Origin of the sequence: Sphingomonas sp. Root720 (genome assembly GCF_001428605.1) — a bacterium.
GTDB lineage: Bacteria > Pseudomonadota > Alphaproteobacteria > Sphingomonadales > Sphingomonadaceae > Rhizorhabdus.
This window is the reverse complement of the sequence record NZ_LMID01000013.1, coordinates 438,112-456,009: the sequence shown is the minus strand read 5'-3', so window position 1 is coordinate 456,009 and position 17,898 is coordinate 438,112. Positions and strand designations below refer to the sequence as shown.

Annotated in this window: 14 protein-coding genes; 9 read left to right on the top strand and 5 right to left on the bottom strand. The window is 68.9% G+C overall.

Annotated elements, in window-relative coordinates; genetic code table 11:
* Positions 1–42: 42 nt before the first annotated feature.
* Positions 43–1,644: a PP2C family protein-serine/threonine phosphatase gene (locus ASE22_RS19690; protein ID WP_235537376.1), complete on the top strand. Its 1,602-nt coding sequence runs from the start codon at positions 43–45 to the stop codon at positions 1,642–1,644.
* Positions 1,645–1,747: 103 nt separating this feature from the next.
* Here ASE22_RS19690 and ASE22_RS19685 read toward each other — a convergent pair whose 3' ends face one another.
* On the bottom strand, positions 1,748–2,782 hold the full coding sequence (locus tag ASE22_RS19685; protein WP_056363674.1) for an acyltransferase family protein: 1,035 nt from the start codon (positions 2,780–2,782) through the stop codon (positions 1,748–1,750).
* A 167-nt stretch (positions 2,783–2,949) separates the two neighbouring features.
* Between ASE22_RS19685 and ASE22_RS19680 the strand changes: the two genes are divergently transcribed.
* Positions 2,950–4,629, top strand: coding sequence for a LamG-like jellyroll fold domain-containing protein (locus ASE22_RS19680; RefSeq protein WP_056601471.1), 1,680 nt, complete (start codon positions 2,950–2,952; stop codon positions 4,627–4,629).
* 6 nt (positions 4,630–4,635) lie between these two features.
* On the opposite strand, the gene ASE22_RS19675 is transcribed toward ASE22_RS19680, so the two are convergent.
* Genes ASE22_RS19675 through ASE22_RS19665 form a run of 3 tightly spaced genes read right to left on the bottom strand, consistent with a single transcriptional unit; the run spans position 4,636 to position 6,869 of the window.
* Positions 4,636–5,430 (bottom strand): hypothetical protein, encoded by a 795-nt coding sequence (locus tag ASE22_RS19675; protein ID WP_056363670.1) that lies wholly within the window; start codon positions 5,428–5,430, stop codon positions 4,636–4,638.
* 12 nt (positions 5,431–5,442) lie between these two features.
* Positions 5,443–6,141: a TorF family putative porin gene (locus tag ASE22_RS19670; RefSeq protein WP_056363668.1), complete on the bottom strand. Its 699-nt coding sequence runs from the start codon at positions 6,139–6,141 to the stop codon at positions 5,443–5,445.
* A 44-nt stretch (positions 6,142–6,185) separates the two neighbouring features.
* A complete protein-coding gene (locus ASE22_RS19665) occupies positions 6,186–6,869 on the bottom strand; it encodes a GntR family transcriptional regulator (RefSeq protein WP_056363666.1) in 684 nt (227 codons plus the stop codon).
* A 70-nt stretch (positions 6,870–6,939) separates the two neighbouring features.
* Between ASE22_RS19665 and ASE22_RS19660 the strand changes: the two genes are divergently transcribed.
* The 4 genes from ASE22_RS19660 (at position 6,940) to ASE22_RS19645 (ending at position 11,865) form a co-directional block, all read left to right on the top strand.
* Positions 6,940–7,695, top strand: a complete 756-nt coding sequence (locus ASE22_RS19660) for an SDR family NAD(P)-dependent oxidoreductase (protein WP_056363664.1) — start codon at positions 6,940–6,942, stop codon at positions 7,693–7,695.
* Between the two features lie 13 nt (positions 7,696–7,708).
* Positions 7,709–8,890, top strand: a complete 1,182-nt coding sequence (locus ASE22_RS19655) for an acyl-CoA dehydrogenase family protein (protein WP_056363663.1) — start codon at positions 7,709–7,711, stop codon at positions 8,888–8,890.
* A complete protein-coding gene (locus tag ASE22_RS19650; RefSeq protein WP_056363661.1) occupies positions 8,887–9,948 on the top strand; it encodes a phosphotransferase in 1,062 nt (353 codons plus the stop codon). The genes ASE22_RS19655 and ASE22_RS19650 overlap by 4 nt, the downstream gene beginning before the upstream one ends.
* A 183-nt stretch (positions 9,949–10,131) precedes the next feature.
* Positions 10,132–11,865, top strand: a complete 1,734-nt coding sequence (locus ASE22_RS19645; RefSeq protein ID WP_056363659.1) for a sensor domain-containing diguanylate cyclase — start codon at positions 10,132–10,134, stop codon at positions 11,863–11,865.
* A 21-nt stretch (positions 11,866–11,886) separates the two neighbouring features.
* On the opposite strand, the gene ASE22_RS19640 is transcribed toward ASE22_RS19645, so the two are convergent.
* Positions 11,887–14,598, bottom strand: a complete 2,712-nt coding sequence (locus tag ASE22_RS19640; protein ID WP_056363657.1) for an adenylate/guanylate cyclase domain-containing protein — start codon at positions 14,596–14,598, stop codon at positions 11,887–11,889.
* Positions 14,599–14,899: 301 nt separating this feature from the next.
* On the opposite strand from ASE22_RS19640, the gene ASE22_RS19635 reads away from it, so the two are divergent.
* The 3 genes from ASE22_RS19635 (at position 14,900) to ASE22_RS19625 (ending at position 17,895) form a co-directional block, all read left to right on the top strand.
* Positions 14,900–15,802: a LysR family transcriptional regulator gene (locus ASE22_RS19635; protein ID WP_056363655.1), complete on the top strand. Its 903-nt coding sequence runs from the start codon at positions 14,900–14,902 to the stop codon at positions 15,800–15,802.
* Between the two features lie 69 nt (positions 15,803–15,871).
* Positions 15,872–16,351 (top strand): NAD(P)H-dependent oxidoreductase subunit E, encoded by a 480-nt coding sequence (locus tag ASE22_RS19630; RefSeq protein ID WP_082545326.1) that lies wholly within the window; start codon positions 15,872–15,874, stop codon positions 16,349–16,351.
* Positions 16,348–17,895: an NADH-ubiquinone oxidoreductase-F iron-sulfur binding region domain-containing protein gene (locus tag ASE22_RS19625; RefSeq protein ID WP_056363653.1), complete on the top strand. Its 1,548-nt coding sequence runs from the start codon at positions 16,348–16,350 to the stop codon at positions 17,893–17,895. The genes ASE22_RS19630 and ASE22_RS19625 overlap by 4 nt, the downstream gene beginning before the upstream one ends.
* Positions 17,896–17,898 lie beyond the last annotated feature (3 nt).

Genomic DNA, 17,898 nt, shown 5'->3' with positions numbered 1-17,898 from the left:
GGGGCGAATGCAGGTGGATGCAAGGGGCAAGATCGCGTGACCGTGGCCGAACGTCGTCGCCGGTTCGGATTGCGGCCGCAACTGCTGTTGCTGCTGTTCGTGCTGAACCTCGTCGCGGCGATCGCCTATTCGACGATGCTCTATACGATCGACCGGCACGAGATCATCGCCGGCATCGACGACCGGCTGACCACGGCGGTCCATGCGGTGCGCGAGATCATTCCGGAGGGCTATCACCGCCGGATCCGGGGACCGGCCTCGATAAGCCCCGCCGAGTTCGACCGGCTGCAGGCGCGGCTGTCGCGTTTCGCCAACCGCTCGAACCTCGTCTACGTCTACAGCTACATGCGCTTCGGCGCGCATATCCACACGGTGGCGACCAGCGCGACCCAGCGCGAGATCGGGCAGGGCACCCAGACCCGCTTCTTCACCCGCTACGACACGGCCCCCGCCAAGCTCTACAGCAGCTTCGAGGACGGCCGGGTCCGCTTCGACGAATATGAGGATTCGTTCGGCCGTTTCCGGTCGATCTACATGCCGGTGCGGTCGACCGACGGGCGCATCCACGTCATTGGTGCCGACATCGAGCTCGCGTCGCTCGACGAACGGCTGGCCGGCGCGCTGCGCACCTCGATCCTGGTCGGCCTGGCGACCTTCGTCCTGTCGATGGTGGTCGGCTCGCTGCTGATCACCCGGATCACCGGGCCGCTCGAACGGCTGACCTCCTACACGCGCAACATGGAGGAGCGCAGCTTCCAGTCGAACGACGACGAGATGCGCGCGATGCAGGCGATCAGCGGCTCGCGCGCCGACGAGGTGGGCAGCCTTGCCGAGGCCATGTCGGGGATGATCTCCCGGCTGCAGCGCTACCTGATCGAGATCCAGGCGGCGACGGCGGCGCGCGAACGGGTGGAGGGCGAGCTGTCGGCCGCGCGCGACATCCAGATCGGCATGGTCCCGCGCCGCTTCCCGCCCTTCCCCGAACGCGACGACATCGACATCTATGCGCTGCTCGAACCGGCCAAGGAGGTCGGCGGCGACCTCTACAACTATGTGATGATCGACGAGAATCGGCTGTTCTTCGTGATCGGCGACGTGTCGGGCAAGGGGGTGCCGGCGGCGCTGTTCATGGCGATGACCAGCACCCTGTTCAAGGCGAACGCGCTGTCGGCGCTGTCGACCGCGGACCTGATGGCGCGGGTCAATGTCGAGCTGGCGCGCGACAATGCCGCCAACCTGTTCGTCACCGCCTTCGCCGGGATCATCGACCTGCGCGACGGCACCGTCGCCTATAGCGACGCGGGCCATGAGGCACCCTTCCTGCTGCGCGCCGACGGCAGCGTGTCGCGCCTGAGCAAGCCCGAGGGCATGGCGCTGGGCGTCTTCGACGACGCCAGCTTCGACGGCGCCACCGTCCGCCTCGATCGCGGCGACGCGCTGGTGCTGTTCACCGACGGCGTGTCGGAGGCGACCCGCGAGGACGAGGCGCAGTTCACGGTCGAGGGGATCGTCGACGCCCTGTCGGACCTGCCGGCCGACCGGACCGCCCGCTCGATCGCGACGAGCCTGGCCGATCGGGTCGGGCTGTTCGTCGGCAGCGCGCCGCAGTTCGACGACATCGCGATCCTGGTGGTCCGCCGCTAGCGCCGGTTGCGGACGAAACGCTTTCGCCGGAAGCGGAAGGAAGCGGGACCCCGGGTCAGGCCCGGGGTGACGACAGGGGTAGGATTTCGTCCGCCGAAGCGCCCTAGCTACGGACGTGCAGCCGCGCCGATGCCCGGCGGCGCACCGGCCCGTCATAGGCGCGGTCGAGCCACAGCGCCGCGCCGCACAGCGCCGCCATCGTCGCGAGGCCGATCCACGGCGCCAGCGCTTCGGGGCGCTGACCGGTGAAGATCACGCCGCGCGTGACGAGCGACAGCAGCGGGACGTGGATGACGTAGAGCGGATAGGACAGCGCGCCGAGCGCCGAGGCGATGGGGGGCCGGGGCGGCTCCACCGAGGCGGCGAACCAGACCAGCAGCGGGAAGGCGACGAAGATCGTCAGCAGGTCGAACGCGAAGGCGCCCGGCAGCTTCACCGCCAGCAGCAGGACGATGGTGGCCACCGCCAGCCAGGCGATCGGCGAGCGGCCCGTCGCCGCGCGACGCCGGCGCTGGAGCAGCACGCCCAGGAAGAAGGAAAAGCCGACCCGCGGAAAGCCCCACCAGAAACTGCCCCAGTCCTGGCCGTTGCCGGTCGATCCGGAGACCGCGATCGCGATTCCGGAGGCGATCACGATCGCGACCAGCACGGGCTGGGTGAGACGCCGCCAGCCGAGCGCCAGGACGAGATTGGCGCACAGCTCGAAGAACAGCGACCAGGCCGGGAAATTGAGCGGGAACAGGCTGTCGTCGGCCGACCAGGTGGGGGAGGGCAGCATGAACAGCCCGGTGAGGGCGGTCGTGCCGAACTGGGCGAGCGACAACTGCCCCTTGCCCAGCGCCAGCGCGAGGCCCCCGCCCAGCAGGCCGATCGCGAGGCCGAGCAGATAGAGCGGATAGAGCCGCACCAGCCGCGCGACCAGGAAATCGCGCACCGACAACCCGGCGCGGAATCGCGGTTCGTAGATCGCGCCGAGCACATAGCCGCTGATCAGGAAGAACAGGTCGACCGCCAGCCAGAAGCGCGGGATATGCGGCAGGCCGAGCAGCACGGCGGCATGGCCGATAAGAACGAAGATCGCGGCAACCCCGCGCATCGCGTCGATCGTGTGCAGCCGCCCCGGCAACGTCGCCCCCATGCGCCGGGCTTGCACCGTGCGCCGCATGGGGTCAACCGGGGGACGGCGCCGGCCTGCTCGCCTTGCGGAAGCCCGGGAGGTGGGGGTGGCCTCGCACAGCGACGATCGCGATCGTTCCCTTTTTCCGGTCGAGGCCCTAGTCAGTGGCGGGGCAGGGAGGGCGGACGATGCGATCGATCATTCGGACGGGGCTGGTCGTCCTGCTGGCCGCGATCCCGTTCGGGGTCGCGCAGCCGGTTCGCGCCGCCGCGCCGATCGCCCTGGAGCAGGTCGTCGAAGCGCGTGTCTTCCAGCGATCGACCAGGGAGGGCGGCCCGTTCGGGAAGGGCGTGGGCACCATCGTCCTGGGGGTGACGCTGCCGGCCGCCGGACCGGTCTATGCGCGGATGCGGGCGCTCGACGGCGCGACGATCCTCCAGCCGGCCTGGCTGGCGGCGGCGCAGGCGCCGGCGGGGACGAGCAAGGTCGGGCTCGCAGGGATAGGCGCTCGGCTCGGCGGCTTTCACATCGATCTCGCGCCGTCGCCCGACGGCCCGTGGACGCCGGGGACGACCGAACTCCATATGGGCGCGCTGTTCGTGCAGGCGCCGTCGCAGTCGTTGGGCGTGCTGATGACCCGGCGCGCGGCGACGGACAGGACGCTGGCGGCGCTGGGCATCGTGCCCGATCGCAACGCCTTCGTCTGGGCGACCAGCAACGATCCCGCGCTGGCGGCGCAGCCCGGGCGCTGGGCGCACCCCTCCGACGACGGACCCTATGGCTCGGCCTTCGCCGCGCAGTTCCTCAACGACCAGATCGGGCGGCTGGGCGTGTCGTGCGGGTTCGTCGGCCATGCCACCGGGGCGATGGCGATCGGCAGCTTCCTGCCGCCGGGCGGGCGCGAATATCCGCGCTGGATCGCGGCGATCGACGAAGCGGGCGGGTTCGAGGGCGCGATCGGCATGATCGGCCATTCGGACGCGAGCGGGCGGACGTCGGGATCGCGCTTCAACCTGTCGGTCCGGGCGGCGCGGGCGATCATGGCGCGGCACAATCCGGTGCTCGGCGACCGCTTCGCCATGGCGCTCGCCACCATTCCCAACATCGCCTCGCCTTATTGGGGCACGCCCGCCGACCGGGACCGCATCCGCCATGCCGGCTATGAGGCGATGGCCGCGACCGGCGGTCATTATGTCCAGCCCTACGACCTCGAGCTGGTCGACGGGGTCCACCAGAGCAACGCGGGGTCGCGCACGCTGGCGCTCCATTTCAGCCGCGCCTTCGCGGGGGGCGACGAGAGCGGCAACGCCGCCGCGCTCGGCCGGCCCGGCGACAGCCTGGGCGAACCGCTGCAGCTGAGCCCCGACGCGGCCTTCGCCGATGTCGACGGCGCGCGCGCGCTGGCCGGCGGGGCGGCGGCGGCACCGGGCGACGTCATCCCCGGCGGGTCCGAATGGTCGTGGAGCGTGCGTTTCCGGCTCGATCGCGGATCGGTGCGGGACCGCGCGGTGCTGGTCGGCGCCGGCGGGCAGGGCCATCTCCATGTCGAAGCCGATGGCCGGCTCCACAGCGGCGGCGAGCTGCCGGCGCTGGCGTCGCGCGCCAAGGTCGCCGACGGGCGGTGGCACGTCGCCGCGCTGGTCTCGACCGGGCAGGGCGTCACCCTGTCGCTCGACGGGCGGGAGGAGGCGCGCTCGCCCGCCCCCGGGCCGAAGGGCTATGGCGCGGTGCAGTGGGTGCGCGCCTATGGCGGCCCCGGCGCGTTCGTCTTCCCCGGCGCGATCGACTGGGTCGCGTTCGGCTATTGGGGGGTCACGACCCGCTACGAGCTGGACGGCGACGGCAGCGCAGCGGCCCCGCCGCGCTGACCCGGCTCAGGCCGCCGGCGGACCCAGTGCGAGCCGGGGCCGCTGCACGCCGTGCATCTTGCGCAGATAGAGGCGGATATTGGCGATCGCCCGTTCGATGTCGGATATCGGGGTCGGCGGCATGCCCGTGGCCTTCGCCATGTGCGCGCACTGTTCGATCTCCCAGGGCATGAAGTTGAAGTCCTCGCCCGCCTCCAGCATCCAGATGATCGGATAGGGGCGGCCGTACATCACGCCCTTCAGCTCCTCCGCCCCGATCAGGTGGAGCGCGACCTGGTCGGCGTTGCCGGCGGTCAGGACGAGGTCGGCGACGTCGAGCGAGAGGGTGAGGCAGGCCGGCCGCGAGAATTTGGTGACCCGGAAGCCGAGGTCGAGATCGGGGCCGATGAAGTCGATCGCGCGGACGCCCTCGCCGCCCGACAGCTCGGGAATCTCCAGCTCGATGTTCGGGCCGGTGAAATCGGCGAGCCAGGCGGTGCCCTTCAGCCGGAGGGGGAGATCCTCCAGATAGCGCTCCTCATAGGCGTTCATCGTCCGCAGCAGGGCGAGCAGCAGGTTGACCAGTTCCTCCGCGGCGGCCGGCGTCGCGACGAAGATCACCTCGTCGCCCATCACCTTCCACACCTCGACCACCGGCGTCTCGCCTTCCTCGAGGAAGGCGAAGCCGACCTGGCCGGCCAGCATCAGCGGGAAGTTGGTGAAGAAGGTCCGGAAGGTGTCGAGCCAGCTGCCGCCGTCGGTGAAGCGCGCCTTGAACTGGGTCGATCCGGCCATGTCGACCGAGAGGAAGAGCCGTACCATCGCCGCCTCCTATCAGAAACCGGCCCTGGCCGACAGGACGATGCCCGCCCGGGCGTTCCTGCCGGCTTCGAGCGGGCCCTTGTAGTTGCTGTCGACATAGCTCGCCGAAAGATCGAGCGCGTCGAGCTTGTAGGTCAACCCCGCCGACCAGTCCAACTTGTGGTCGTAGCTGCCATTTTCGCGGCCGATGCTGAACGACGCGGTCAGCGGCCAGTCGCCCATCGCCACGTCGGCGCCGAGCGCGGCGTAGAAATTGTCGCGATTGCTGTTCCACTGGTCGGGCGTGTAGGCGAAGGTCAGGGTCGAGGTGACCGGCCCGAAGGTTCGCGCGATCGTGGCCTGCAGTTCGAAATAGTCGGTGTCGACGCCGCCCGGATAGACATAGGTGTAGAGCGTGGCCGAATAGTCGAAGCCGGCCAGCGAGCCGCCATAGCCGCCGTAGAGATCGACCTCGAGGTTCGAACTGCCATAATCGGAGACGTTGGTCGTCCACGTGCCGAGGAACAGGCCCGAGCGAAAGGCCAGGTCCGCGCCGACCTGCACCGCCGGATGGCGGGTCGTGTAGCTGATGCCCCGGAAGCGATAGTCGGATACCAGCGCCGCATTATAGGCGATCGAGACGGCGGGCGTTTCCGCCCCGTCCTGCGCCCAGGCCACCGAAGGCAGGAGCAGCGCGCCAGCCAGCAAGATCTTGATGTTACGCCCCCGCATTTCCCGATCATGACGGGCCCGACCGCGGTCGTAAACATACTTTGTTACAGGTCGATAGCCATCAGCTCGCGGATCACCGCGCGGACATTGTCGACATGCTCGGCCGCGGCGCGTTCGGCGGCGGCGGCGTCGCGTGCGACGACGGCGCGGGCGATGGCCTGGTAATCGGCCAGCCGGATGCCGCGCAGCCTGGGCGACGGATATTGCGCGTGGATGATGTGGATGCCGATGGCCGGGAACAGCCGCTGCAGCTCGCGATTGCCGCCGATCAGAAGGAGCGCCCGGTAGAAACCGCGCCGCGCCCGGCTGAACGCCGCCGCATCGCCATCGGACGCGACCTCGGTCAGTTCGCCGATCGCCGCCGCCAGCAGCGCCCCATGCTCGTCGCGGAAACCGGTGGCCGCCGCCCGCGCCGCCAGCCGGGTCATCGCCTCCGCGACGTCGAGCACCTCGAGGGTCTCGGCCGGGTCGAGCGATCGGATCGCCGGCGAGCGGTTGGGGCTGAGATCGACCACGCCGCGGACCGACAGATGCTGCATCGCCTCGCGCACCGCGTTGCGGCCGACCTCGAAGCGGGCGGCGAGGTCGGTCTCGACCAGCCGCTGTCCGGGCACCATCCGGCCCCCTTCCAGATCCTGGAGGATGCCCAGATAGACGCGCTGGGCCGAACCGGCCGGCTCGGGGCCGGGCCAATGGGCGGCGGAGGAAAAGGAGGCCTTGGCAGTCATATGGTTGATTGTTCCACAATCCTGTTCCATAGTCGATACATAATCATCGTGGAGTCGGCGGGAGCAGGATGTGGCTGAGCTTATGGACCTGAGCGGCAAGGCCGCGTTCGTCACCGGCGCATCGGGCGGCCTGGGAGCCCATTTCGCGGGGGTATTGGCGCGCGCCGGAGCGAAGGTGATCGTCGCCGCGCGGCGTGAGGAGGCGCTGGCGGACGTCGCGGCCGGGATCCGGCAAGCGGGCGGGCAATGCGACACGGCCGCGCTCGACGTCGCCAGCAGCGCGAGCGTCGCGGCGATCGAGCCGCTGCTCGCCGAGGTCGACATCTTCGTCAACAATGCCGGGATCGCGGTGGAGAAGCCCTTCCTCGACCAGAGCGAGGAGGATTGGGACCGGGTGTTCGGCACCAACGCCAAGGGCATGTTCCTGCTGACCCAGGCGGCGGCGCGCGCGATGAAGGCGCGCGGCAAGGGCGGGTCGATCATCAACGTCGCGTCGATCCTCGGCCTGCGGCAGGGCACGCACCTGTCGACCTATGCGATCTCCAAGGCGGCGGCGGTGCAGCTCACCAAGGTCGCCGCGCTCGAACTCGCCCGCTTCGGCATCCGCGTGAACGCGCTGTGCCCGGGCTATATCGAAACCGACCTGAACCGCTCCGCCTGGGAAACCGACGGCGGCAAGAAGATGATCCAGCGCGTCCCGCAGCGCCGCCTCGGCGAAGCGTCGGAGCTGGACGGCCCGCTGCTGCTGCTCGCGTCGGACGCGTCCACCTACATGACCGGATCGGTGCTCGTCGCCGATGGCGGCCATCTCGTCAGCTCACTGTGAACGGAGACAATCGATGAGTGAACGCGCACAGGCCATCGCGGCCAGGGTCGAGGCCTTCGTCCGCGAGACGGTCATCCCCTATGAGAAGGATCCGCGCTGCAGCGATCACGGGCCGAGCGACGCGCTGGTCCAGGAGATGCGGGCGAAGGCGCGCGCCGCCGGGCTGATGACGCCGCACATCCTGCCCGACGGATCGCATCTCGACCAGCGCGAGACCGCGATCGTCCTCCGGAAATCGGGCCTGTCGCCGCTGGGGCCGCTGGCGGTCAACACGATGGCGCCCGACGAGGGCAACATGTACCTGATCGGCAAGGTGGGATCGGCCGAGCAGAAGGCGCGCTTCCTCGACCAGCTGGTCAGGGGCGACAGCCGCTCGGCCTTCTTCATGACCGAGCCGGCGTCGGAAGGCGGGGCCGGTTCGGACCCGTCGATGATGAAGACGCTGTGCCGCCGCGACGGCGATCATTGGGTGATCAACGGGCGCAAGGCGTTCATCACCGGCGCCGACGGGGCGAAGGTCGGCATCGTCATGGCGAAGTCCGAAGCCACCGACGGCAGCGGGGGCGCCTGCATGTTCCTGGTCGACCTGCCCGATCCGGCGATCCGCATCGAGCGGGTGATCGACACGATCGACAGCTCGATGCCGGGCGGCCATTCGATCGTGATGATCGACAATCTGCGCGTGCATGAGAGCCAGATGCTCGGTGCGAGCGGGGAGGGGTTCAAATATGCCCAGGTCCGCCTGTCGCCGGCACGGCTGTCGCACTGCATGCGCTGGTTCGGCTGCGCGACCCGCGCGCAGGAGATCGCGATCGACTATGCCTGCCGGCGCGAGGCGTTCGGCAAGAAGCTCGTCGACCATGAAGGCGTCGGCTTCATGCTGGCCGAGAACATGATCGACCTGAAGCAGGCCGAGCTGATGATCGACTGGTGCGCCGGCGTGCTCGACGGCGGCTCGCTCGGCACGGTCGAAAGCTCGATCGCCAAGGTGCAGGTGTCGGAGGCGCTCTACCGGGTCGCCGACCGCTGCATCCAGGTGATGGGCGGGACCGGCGTCTCGCGCGACACGGTGGTGGAGCAGATCTTTCGCGAGATCCGCGCCTTCCGTATCTATGACGGTCCGACCGAGGTCCATAAATGGTCGCTCGCCAAGAAGATCAAGCGCGACCATGCCAAGGGGCAGGAAGCGGCATGACCACGGGCAGCGGCCAGGACGAAAACAGCGGCACGACCCCCGTCCGCGAGGGCTTCGCCTTCGACGAGGCGAGCCTCGCGCGCTGGATGACCGAGCATGTGCCCGGCTTCGAAGGGCCACTGGCGGTCGAGCAGTTCAAGGGCGGGCAGTCCAACCCGACCTACAAGCTGGTGACGCCGGGCCGCGCCTATGTCCTGCGGCGCAAGCCGCCCGGACAGCTGCTCAAGGGCGCCCATGCGGTCGAGCGCGAGGCGAAGGTGCTGACCGGGCTGGAGAAGGCGGGTTTCCCGGTGGCGCATGTGCATGCGCTGTGCACCGACGACGCCGTGATCGGCACCTGGTTCTACATCATGGACATGGTCGAGGGCCGCGTCTTCTGGGACGCGCGGCTGCCCGAGGTCGCGGCCGCCGATCGCCCCGCCTATTTCGATGCGATGAACGCGACCGTCGCCGCACTCCACCAGGTCGATCACGAGGCGGTCGGCCTCGGCGACTATGGCAGGCCGGGCAATTATTTCGAGCGGCAGATCGGGCGCTGGTCGAAGCAATATGTCGAGGATGTCGACGCGGGGCGCGATCCGGACATGGACCGGGTGATCGAGTGGCTGCAGGCCAACATCCCGCCGGGCGACGAAACCTCCATCGTCCATGGCGACTTCCGTATCGACAATATGATCTTCCACCCGACCGAGCCGCGCGTGCTGGCGGTGCTCGACTGGGAGCTGTCGACGCTCGGCCATCCGCTCGCCGACTTCGCCTATAACGCGATGATGTACCATATGCCGCCGCACATCGTGGCGGGCCTCGCCGGCGCCGATCTGGCGGCGCTGAACATTCCCGGCGAGGACGCGTATATCGCCGCCTATTGCGCGCGGACGGGGCGGGATTCGATCCCGAACTACCGCTTCTACACCGCGTTCAATTTCTTCCGGATGGCGGCGATCTTCCACGGCATCAAGGGCCGGGTGATCCGCGGCACCGCCTCTTCCGCGCAGGCCGCCGAACGGGCGAAGGTGTTTCCCGAACTGGCACGGATCGCCTGGGCGCAGATCGGATAGCAGCCCCGCTTTTTCGCTCTCCGTTCGACAAAGGTCGAATGTTCGGCGCAATCGGGGAGAGATTTTCCGTCGAAAAGCGGACATCTAGGCCCTCGTCAATTCCGTTCGACAGCGCTCATGTCGCGGAGGACGGAGGTCATGATGCCATCGTTCACAGCCGCCCGACGATCGATTTCCACGCCCTTGCTGGCAGCTCTCCTCTATTCCGGGCTGGGAATCGCGACGATCCACCTGACCGGCGACGCCGACATCGCCAGCGTCTGGCCGGCCAATGCCGTGCTGGTCGCGCTGCTGGTGCTCCGCAGGCCGTCGGAATGGACGGCGATTCTCGTCGCGGGCTTCGTCGGGAACGTCCTGGCGAACCTCTGCACCCGCGGCACGGCGGAAGGCGCGCTTCTCTTCGGGCCCGCCAATTTCATCGAGGTGGTGATCGCGGCCTGGGGGATACGACGCCGGCTGGAGCGCAGCCTGGCGGAGGACCCATCGGGGATCTGGCCGTTCATCTTCTGGGCGGGACTGGTGGCACCCTTCGTCGGCGCGCTCGTCGGCGCCGGGACGATGGTGCTGTTTCGGCACCAGCCCTTCGGTCCTACGTTGCTGAACCTCTACGTCGCCAACGCGCTGGGCCTGCTGATCTGCACGCCGGTCTTCTATGGGCTGTTCAAAGGGGAGTTCGTCCACGCGTTCCGGGAAAAGACCTCGATAGAGCGCGTCGAAGCGGTGGCGCTGCTCGCGCTGACGTCGCTCGTCGCGACCCTGGTGTTCATGAAGAGCGGCGTGCCCTTCCTGTTCCTCCTGTTCATTCCGATGATGCTGGTGACGTTCCGGGTTGGCTGGCAAGGATCCAAGATCGCGGTGCTCATCATCGCCGCGATCGGCGGATTCGCGACGATGAACCACCAGGGGCCGGTCACCTTCATATCGCCCAATCCCGGCGTGCAGGCGACGTTCTTCCAGTTCTTTCTGGCGTCCGTGCTGCTCGTCAACATGCCGGTCGCCGCCGCCGTCGCCGCGCGCAAGATCCTGATCGAGCGGCTGCGCGACAATGAGCGCTCGCTGCGCCTGATCGTCTCGCAATCGCCGACCCTGCTGCTCCATTTCACCCCTGCGGGCATATGCGACCGGGAGTTCGGCTCTTCCGAAATCCTGTTCGGACAGGATGCCGGGGCGTTCGTGGGCAGCAGGATCGAGGCGCTTTCGGCCACGGCGGCGGAAGCGATGCGCGACGCGCATCTCGACGTGCTGGCCGATGCCGTGACGACCCGACGGGTCGAATTCCTGGCGGCGAACGGGCTGCGCTGGCTGGAGGCGACCTTCGGCGCGCTGCGCGCCGAGGACGGCGACTGCGTCGGCACGCTCGCGAGCATCCATGACATCACCGCGCGCAAGCATCACGCGGCGTTCCTGACCCAGGCCGCCGAAACCGACAGCCTGACCGGCCTGTACAACCGGGCGGGCTTCCTCGCCCGGCTGGACGCGGCGGTCGAGCAGGCCGACAGCGGCGCGCTGAGCGTGGCGATGATCGACGTCGACCGCTTCAAGGGGATCAACGACGGGTCCGGGCACAATGCCGGCGACATCGTCCTGCACGAAATCGCCCGCCGCATCGGCGATGTCGTCGGCACCAGCGGAACGGTCGGCCGGCTGGGCGGCGACGAGTTCGCGCTGCTGCTGGCGGTCCCCGAGCGGGCCGCCCGGCGGATCTGCGCGTCGATCGTAGCGGCGGTCGGCGAGATCCCGGTGGTGCTGCCGTCGGGCGGGACCATCCCCGTCACGATCAGCTGCGGCATCGCCCCGCACCGGTCGGGCTTCACCGCCTCGCGGCTGCTCCACGCGGCGGACGAAGCGCTCTACACCGCCAAGCGCGGCGGGCGGAACCGCTTCCAGACGGCAAGTCCCATCGCCCGGGCCGCCTGACCGGCGGCTCTTCGCCCGCACCTATTTCGAGGTGAGCGTCCACACCCCATCCCAGTCGCGGGCGGGGGGAGCCTTCGCGAAGGCGCGGCAGCGTTCGACATACATGGCGGAAGGGCCGTCGCCGGGCATCGCCTTCAGCGCCGCGAGAAAGGCCTGTTCGGCGTCGCCCCATTCCATCGCGCGATAGGCGGCAAGGCCCGTCGCGTAATGTTCGAGCATCGCCCCCAGGCCCCGATCGATCTCCGCTGCCCGATAGCCGAGCGATTCGTGGACGCCGACGGGGAAATCCTTGCCCTTCACCCGGATCAGGTCGATCTCGCGCACCAATTGGGGGTCCGCGAGCCGGGCATGGGTGAATTCGGAGAACAGGATCTTCGAACCATAGGCCTTGTTCGCGCCTTCGAGGCGCGAGGCGAGGTTCACGCTGTCGCCGATGACGGTATATTCCATGCGCTTGATCGAACCGATATTGCCGACGATCACGTCGCCGGTGCTGATGCCCAGCCCGATGTCGATCGGCCGCTCGCCCGCCGCGGTGCGCTTCAGGTTGAGCGCCGCCAGCTCGACCAGCATCTTGTTGGCGGTCGCGATCGCGTTGTCGGCGTCGTTGGGCCCCGCGAAGGGCGCGCCGAACAGCGCCATGATTGCGTCGCCGATATATTTGTCGAGGATGCCCTTATGCTCGAAGATGACGTCGACCATCTCGGTGAAATAGCTGTTGAGCATGGTCACGGTCTCGCGCGCGCCGATCTTCTCGGCGATCGTCGTGAAGCCGCGCACGTCGGAGAACAGGATCGATACGGTCTGGTCCTTGCCGCTCAATTCGCTTTCGCCGGCCTCGAGCAGCTGGTCGGCCACCTCCTTCGACATGTAGCGCGCCATGGTCGAGCGGACGCGCTTCTCGCTGGTGATGTCCTCCATCACCAGCATCGATCCGATCACCGCGTCATTGGCGTCGACCAGTGGGGCCGCCGTCAGGTTGATCGATGACGCCTTGCCGTCGCTGCCGATCAGTTCGGCGTCGACCGCCAGATAGGCCTCGCGGTCGCGGTCGGTGCGCTCCAGCCGGTCGGCGATCCACCCGTTCCTGCCCGAGAAGGCGGCGCGCGCGCTGGTGCCGATCAGCCCGTCGGGCGCGTTCATCAGCGTGCGGGCAGCCTCGTTGCTGGTGACGATCCGCTGGTCCTCGTCGAAGGTGATCACCGCGTTCGACGTGCTCTTCAGGATGCTTTCGTTGTAGTTCTTCATGTAGAGCACGTCGTCGAACAGCCGGGCATTCTCCAGGCACACCGCGATCTGGGCGGAGAAGGCGCGCAGCCGTGCCTCGTCCTTGGCGGTGAAGGCCGCCGTATCGCGCTTGTTGAGCACCTGGGTCACGCCGATCCGGCCGCCATGCTTGTCGAAGATCGGCTGGCAGAGGATCGAGCGGGTGACGAAGCCGGTGGCCCTGTCGACCTCCGGGTTGAAGCGCGGGTCGGCATAGGGATCGGCGATGTTCTCGGCGACGCCGCTGGCGAACACCGCGCCGGCGATGCCGCGGTTCGACGGCAGGCGGATCTCGCGGACGAGGTCGCCCTCGGCGAACAGCGAGAAGAGCTCGTCGGTCTTGCGGTCGTAGACGAACAGGGTCGACCGTTCGGCGTTGAGCAGCTCGGTCGTCGTGCGCATGATCCGCGCGATCAGGATCTCGAGCTTCAGCTCGCCCGCCAGGTCGTTGCTGACCTCGAGGATCAGCTGCTCCTCACGCAGCGCCTCGAGCATGTGCTGGAAGCCGCGGAAGATGTCGGCATATTCGTCGGTGGAGACCACCTCCAGCTTCACCCCGTCGAGCTCGCCGCGCTCGACCATCCGCATCCCGTCGATCAGCCGGCTCGCCGATCGCGACACCTCATGCGCGGTCAGCAGCGCCATCATCACCGACCCGAGCATGCAGATGCAGACGACGCCGGTGATCCACACATAGAGCGGCATCATCATCGACGGGGTGGGATCGACGCCTTGCAGCAGGAACATCCGCTGCACCTTGAAGATGATCGAGGCGGCGAAGAACACCAGCGGCAGCGCGGCGACGAAGATCGTCAGATAGAGCAGCTTGCTCTTGAGCCGGATCGCCACGAGCTGCTGCTGATAGTCGAACGGCAGGCCGCCTTCGAGATGGTCCGACAGCCTTACGATCGTCGGCACCAGCGCGCGGGCGACCCCGAAATACTCGAAGATGGCGTGGGTGGGCGAGGCAAAGAAGAGCGCGGTCGCGGCGAACACCATCACCTGCCACGTCTGGTAGCCGGCGTCGAACGCCCAGTTGCCGAAGGGCAGCGCCATGCACACCATCACCGCGACCATCGGGCCATGGAGGAAGGTGACGCGCATGAACGAATAGAAGGGCAGGTTGAGGGCGCGGACCACCGCCTCGGCGATTACCGGCTGGGCCGGCCTCTCGCCCCGGTCGAGCGCACGGAGCGCCCGGTCGATCGGACGATAATGGCGGACGATCAGATAGACGTCGGACAGGTTGTAGATCGCGACGACCACCGGCGTCATGCCGATCAGGATGAGCCACTGGCGCAGGTCCAGTTCGAGGCCGAACAGAACGAGCGCCATGGTGATGACGATCGCGGTCGTGCAGCCGCCCTGGTAGAGCCAGACGAGCCGCCAGAACAGCGCGCGCGCGGTGGGCGGCGGCCTAAGGCGCGCCTTGCCGCCCGGACGGGCGATCGGCTTCAGCTCGGTCATGACGGTGGGCGGAGGGGTAGCGGCTTCATGCTCTCGCGCGGTTCCCCTGATGTGCCCCGAAACCTGCGTGCATCGCATGATCTCCCTGGCGCTGATGTGCCGCCGCAGCCGCGCCTTTGTCCAGCGAAGTTTCGCGTTTCATCGATCCGTCCGCCAGCCCCCCTTTCTTCCATAGCAGCCATGCGGGGCCGGATCTGTGACCGAGCGCACATATGCGGCCTCCCGGCGCGCAGGCCGTGCTCGCGGCGCCTCGCGCGCCGACGGCGAGCGTGATAGGGCTTGTCTATCGAGAGGGGTGCCGATGCAGCTTCGCCCGTTGCGCTATTTCACGACCCTGGCGCGCGAGGGTCATTTCGGCCGCGCCGCCGACGCCTGCGGGGTGACCCAGCCGACGCTGTCGGCCGGGATCGCCGCGCTGGAGGAGCAGTTCGGCCGGCGGCTGGTGCAGCGCGACCGCCGCTATATCGGGTTGACCCCCGAGGGGCAGGCGATGCTGCCCTGGGCGCAGCAGCTGGTCGCGGTGTTCGACGGCATGGCGCATGCGATGCTGGCGATGGACGGCCCGGTCCAGGGCGAGTTCCGGCTGGGCGCGATCCCGGCGGCGATGCCGGCGGTGGGCCATGTCGCCCGGGCGCTGCTGGCGCTGCATCCGGCGATGACGCTGTCGGTGCGGTCGCTCACCTCGCGCGAGATCGAGCGCGGGCTCGGCGGCTTCGATCTCGACGCGGGCCTTACCTATCTCGACCATGAGCCGCCCGCCGACATGCTGACCGCGCCGCTCTATGCCGAGCGCTACATCTTCCTTGCCCGTGCCGGCGGCGGCTTCGACGGGCGCGCCGCGATCGGCTGGGCGGAGGCGGCCGCCACCGATCTCTGCCTGCTCCACCAGGGCATGCAGAACCGGCGCATCCTCGACGCGCGCCTCGCCGAGCGCGGTCTCGCCATTCATCCGCGCGCGACGGCCGACAGCTATGTCGCACTGCTGGCGATGGTGCAGGCGGGCGGCTTCGCGACGATCATGCCCGACAGCTATCTCGCGCTACTGCCGGGGCTGGACTGGGCCCGCATCCTGCCGTTCGACGATCCCGCCCCGGCCAGCCGGATCGGCGTCATCGTGCCCAATCGCAGCCCGGTAGGTCCGCTCGCCGCTGCGGCGCTGGCGATCGCGCGCAGCATCTCGCTGCCCCAGGGCTTCGGGACTTGATAGACATCGTCTATCAATCATGGGGATTAGTGATTTGACCGGCCCGGATGGCGGGATCAAAGCCGCGCCATGACGACGGAGAGAAACGAGCCGGTCGAGGTGGTGGTGGCGCGCCTGGCGGCGGCGCAACGCGGACGGCGCGGGGCGTTGCTGCCGCTGCTTCACGACCTGCAGGAGGAACTGGGCGTGGTCGGCGAGGAGGCGGTGGCCGCCATCGCGGCCGAGCTGAATCTCAGCCGCGCCGAGGTCCACGGCGTCGTCAGCTTCTACCATGATTTCCGCAAGGTGCCGGCCGGCCGCCACATCGTCAGATATTGCCGCGCCGAAAGCTGCCAGTCGCGCGGCGGCGCCGCGGTCGAGGCGGCGCTGGCCGAGCGGTTGCGGGTGGCGATGGGCGAGACCCGCGCCGACGGACAGGTGACGCTGGAGCCCGTCTACTGCCTCGGCCTCTGCGCGGTCGGGCCCAATGCGCTGGTCGATGGCGTGCCCATCGCCCGGATCGACGGCGAGGCCGCGATCGAGCGGATCGCCGCGCGGGTGGCGGCATGACCCGCGTCTTCGTCAGCGCCGACATGGCGTCGGTCGCGCTCGGCTCGGACGCGCTGGCCGAGGCCTTCGCGGCGGCCGGCTGCACCGTCGTGCGCACCGGCAGCCGGGGCCTGTTCGCGATCGAGCCGCTGGTCGAGGTCGAGCGCGCCGAAGGGCGGATCGGCTATGGCCCGGTCGCTCCGGGCGACGTCGACGCGGTGCTGGCCGATGCCCACCCCAACCGGCTCGGCCCGATCGACGCGCTGCCCTTCTTCGCCCGGCAGCAACGCCTCACCTTCGCGCGCTGCGGGATCGGCGATCCGCTCGACCTCGCCGCCTATGCCGCGACCGGCGGCTGGCGCGGGCTGGAAGCGGCGCGGGCAATGGCGCCGCAGGCGGTGGTCGACGCGGTCAAGGCGTCGGGCCTGCGCGGCCGGGGCGGGGCGGGCTTCCCGACCGGCATCAAGTGGCAGACCGTGCTCGATGCGAAGGCCGACGAGACGTTCATCGTCTGCAATGCCGACGAGGGCGACAGCGGCACCTTCGCCGACCGGATGCTGATGGAGGGCGATCCCTATGGCCTGGTCGAGGGCATGGCGATCGCGGCGCACGCGGTCGGCGCGGGGCATGGCTATGTCTATATCCGCTCCGAATATCCGTTCGCGATCGCGACGATGCGCGAGGCGATCCTTCGCGCGGCGGCGGTCGTCGCGCCGTTCACGCTCGAGGTGCGGGTCGGCGCGGGTGCCTATGTCTGCGGCGAGGAGACCGCGCTGCTCGACAGCATCGAGGGCAAGCGCGGCCAGGTCCGCGCCAAGCCGCCGCTGCCCGCGATCCAGGGCCTGTTCGGCAAGCCGACCGTCATCAACAATGTGCTCAGCCTCGCCGCCGTCCCCTTCATCCTGGCCGAGGGGGCGGACGCCTATGCGGCGGTCGGCTTCGGCCGGTCGCGCGGGACGATGCCGGTGCAGCTCGCGGGCAATGTGCGGAATGGCGGCCTGTTCGAGATCGGTTTCGGCATCACCCTGGGCGCGCTGGTGAACGAGATCGGCGGCGGCACCGCATCGGGCCGGCCGGTCCGCGCGGTGCAGGTCGGCGGGCCGCTCGGCGCCTATATCCCGCCGTCGCGCTTCGACCTGCCGTTCGACTATGAGGCCTTCGCCGCGGCCGGCGCGCTGATCGGCCATGCCGGGATCACGGTGTTCGACGACAGCGTCGACATGGCGCACATGGCGCGCTTCGCGATGGAGTTCTGCGCGGTCGAGAGCTGCGGCAAGTGTACGCCCTGCCGGATCGGATCGACCCGCGGGGTCGAGGCGATCGACCGGATCATCGCGGGCGGGCGCGGCGGCGACCGGGTCGAGGCGCTGGCGCAGATGCGCAACGCCACGCCGCGCGCCCGATCGGTCGAGGAGGAGATCGGCCTGCTGCGCGACCTGTGCGACACGATGAAATATGGATCGCTCTGTGCGCTCGGGGGTTTCACGCCCTATCCGGTGCTGAGCGCGCTCGATCACTTCCCCGAGGATTTTGGCGCGTCGGCGATGCCGGCGGCGGCGGAGTAGAAT

Bases quoted from the DNA above. Each gene is read 5' to 3' on its own strand.
- ASE22_RS19670 (WP_056363668.1), bottom strand. From the start codon at position 6,141: ATGCGGGGGCGTAACATCAAGATCTTGCTGGCTGGCGCGCTGCTCCTG.
- ASE22_RS19650 (WP_056363661.1), top strand. From the start codon at position 8,887: ATGACCACGGGCAGCGGCCAGGACGAAAACAGCGGCACGACCCCCGTC.
- ASE22_RS19625 (WP_056363653.1), top strand. From the start codon at position 16,348: ATGACCCGCGTCTTCGTCAGCGCCGACATGGCGTCGGTCGCGCTCGGC.
- ASE22_RS19665 (WP_056363666.1), bottom strand. From the start codon at position 6,869: ATGACTGCCAAGGCCTCCTTTTCCTCCGCCGCCCATTGGCCCGGCCCC.
- ASE22_RS19635 (WP_056363655.1), top strand. From the start codon at position 14,900: ATGCAGCTTCGCCCGTTGCGCTATTTCACGACCCTGGCGCGCGAGGGT.
- ASE22_RS19685 (WP_056363674.1), bottom strand. From the start codon at position 2,782: ATGGGGGCGACGTTGCCGGGGCGGCTGCACACGATCGACGCGATGCGC.
- ASE22_RS19655 (WP_056363663.1), top strand. From the start codon at position 7,709: ATGAGTGAACGCGCACAGGCCATCGCGGCCAGGGTCGAGGCCTTCGTC.
- ASE22_RS19675 (WP_056363670.1), bottom strand. From the start codon at position 5,430: ATGGTACGGCTCTTCCTCTCGGTCGACATGGCCGGATCGACCCAGTTC.
- ASE22_RS19640 (WP_056363657.1), bottom strand. From the start codon at position 14,598: ATGACCGAGCTGAAGCCGATCGCCCGTCCGGGCGGCAAGGCGCGCCTT.
- ASE22_RS19680 (WP_056601471.1), top strand. From the start codon at position 2,950: ATGCGATCGATCATTCGGACGGGGCTGGTCGTCCTGCTGGCCGCGATC.
- ASE22_RS19630 (WP_082545326.1), top strand. From the start codon at position 15,872: ATGACGACGGAGAGAAACGAGCCGGTCGAGGTGGTGGTGGCGCGCCTG.